The organism is Helicobacter sp. T3_23-1059 (assembly GCF_053654515.1).
Map to the genome: position 1 here is coordinate 1 of NZ_JBSIUV010000116.1, position 2,257 is coordinate 2,257.

A 2,257-nucleotide genomic window follows, 5' to 3' on the forward strand; every position below is an offset into this window, starting at 1 on the left:
TAAAAATTACACTTCACCACTTGCGCGTCTGTCTCTTTTGCTTTTGCGTAGAGTTTTTCATACATTTGGGGGTTTATGAAATCATCAGATTCGACAATGCCGATATATTCGCCCTTTGCTTTTGCTATGCCATTATTTACCGCTACGCCATAGCCTCCGTTTTCTTGCGTAATTAAGATGATTCGCTTATCTTTGTTAGCAACTTCGTGCAGGATTTCGCCCGTGCCATCGGTGCTCCCGTCATTTACGATGATGATTTCTATCTCACGCAGGGTTTGGTTTAGCACGGATTCTACGCATTCGCGGACATATCGCTCGACATTGTAGCAGGGGATTATTATTGAGATTTTTGGGTTCATTTTTTACCTTCCTTTTTAATGTAGTGTTTGAAATAATGCTTGATTTTGCGCAATAAGCCCTTTGGCTTTGGCTCGTTTAGCTCGGCGAAATAGCTTTGTGGCGAATCTAAGATTTTGGCTAGTTTTCGCCTCTGATGCCATTTAAAGCCACAGGATTTGATTTGGGCTTTTGTTAGCGTGGCAAACTCGCTTTGAAAGCGTTTGAGAAAATCTAGTTTAAATTCTGTTGCGATTCGCTCGGCATTCCATTTGTAGCCACAAAATTTGAGATAGAAAAATAGCCCTTGATACGCGCTAAAAAGATTTTCGTGCTTCAAAAACGCTTCGATAAAGTCGTATTCATCGCAAATACAATAAACTTTTGCCTTGCTATTGCTAGATGAGGCGTCATTGTCCGTGCGATAGCAGTAAAATGCGTCATTTAGCACATACATTGACTCCGCGCAAATCGTAGTGATAAAAGAAAATCCCGTGTCTTGGTAGCTAGCACCCGCGCTTTCGTTAAATGCGATTTTGTGCCGTGCTAAAAAGTCGCTTTTAAAAATAGAGCTTTGGTTCATTTTCCACGCGGATTTTAGGAATGCGGTTTTTAGTTTTGTAGATTTTGGGCTTTTGTCAAATTGAAGTTTTTTGCCATAAAAGTGTTTGCGTTTAATTATAGGCGTGTGGGTAAATCTAGATTCGCGACTATCTGTGCTTTGTGATTTTGACGCATTTAAATCTATCGCGTTAGAATCTAATCCGTGAAAACATAAAATATCACTTTTGATAATGTCGCAATCTTGCTCTTTTGCGCATTTGTAGAGAATCTCATACATTTGGGGTTTTATGAAATCATCAGATTCGACTATGCCGATATATTCGCCTTTTGCGTGTGCTATGCCTAGATTCATTTGGTAACCGTAGGATTTTTTGGACGAAACGATGACACGCAAACGCGAATCTTGTTTTGCATAATTTTGCAAAATCTCTAATGTGCCGTCAGTGGAATTTGCGTCAATGCAAAGAATTTCAATGTCTTTTAATGTTTGACACAGCACGGAATCTACGCATTCTTTGATAAATCGCGCGGAATTTAGCGTGGGGATAATTATGGAGATTTTGGCTTTGTGTGTTTTAGTCGCATTTGCGTTCATTTTAGCTCCATTTGGGCGAGTTTTAGGGCTTCGGCGATGACTTTGTCCATATCATAATATTTATAGCTGCCAAGCCTGCCGCCAAAGATTAGGTTTTTCTCTTTGTCCGCTAATGCCTTGTATTTTTCATAAAGGGCGTTGTTTTTAGCGTCATTTATGGGGTAAAATGGCTCTTTTTGTATGTCCCAATTTTGCGGATATTCTATGCTAATAATCGTGCGTGGCGAAGTGATAAACTCAAAATGTTTATGCTCGATAATGCGCGTGTAAGGCGTGTCAATGTCCGTAAAATTCATAACCGCAACGCCTTGATAGTTCTCACACTCCAAAATCTGCTCTTCAAAGCGCAAAGAGCGATACTCTAATGCGCCGTAAATATAGTCAAAATAGCTATCGATTGGTCCTGTAAAAATAATCTTTTTTGCGAGTTTGGAGAGTTGCGCCCTGTCGCTTAAAAAATCTGTGTTTAGCCACACTTCACAATTTGCTAGTAATTTCTCAAAAATCTGCGTATAGCCACCTTTTGGGATTCCTTGATATGGGTCGCTAAAATAGTTATTATCATAAGTGAAGCGCACGGGGATTCGGCGGATAATATCTGCTGGAAGCTCGGCGCAAGGCTTGCCCCACTGCTTTTGCGTGTAGCCTTTGATGAGTTTTTCATAAATGTCTTTGCCAACTAACGAAATGGCTTGTTCTTCTAAATTGCGTGGCGTGTGTTTTATCGCGCTTTTTTGCGAATCGATGATTTGCTTTGCAAGG

At 40.3% G+C, this 2,257-nt stretch carries 3 protein-coding genes; all 3 read right to left on the reverse strand.

What is annotated here, in order from left to right:
* A partial coding sequence (locus tag ACWIX0_RS13340) for a glycosyltransferase family 2 protein (protein ID WP_454174471.1) occupies positions 1–359 on the reverse strand: 359 nt, incomplete at its 3' end.
* The gene (locus ACWIX0_RS13345; protein ID WP_454174472.1) at positions 356–1,495 is read right to left on the reverse strand and encodes a glycosyltransferase family 2 protein; all 1,140 of its coding nucleotides are present in this window, start codon (positions 1,493–1,495) and stop codon (positions 356–358) included. The genes ACWIX0_RS13340 and ACWIX0_RS13345, both read right to left, overlap by 4 nt.
* Positions 1,492–2,257, reverse strand: a 766-nt coding sequence (locus tag ACWIX0_RS13350; RefSeq protein WP_454174473.1) for a UDP-galactopyranose/dTDP-fucopyranose mutase family protein, incomplete at its 5' end; no start/stop codon positions are given. The genes ACWIX0_RS13350 and ACWIX0_RS13345, both read right to left, overlap by 4 nt.

Excerpts from the sequence above, each read along its gene's own strand:
- ACWIX0_RS13345 (WP_454174472.1), bottom strand. The coding sequence starts at position 1,495 with ATGAACGCAAATGCGACTAAAACACACAAAGCCAAAATCTCCATAATT.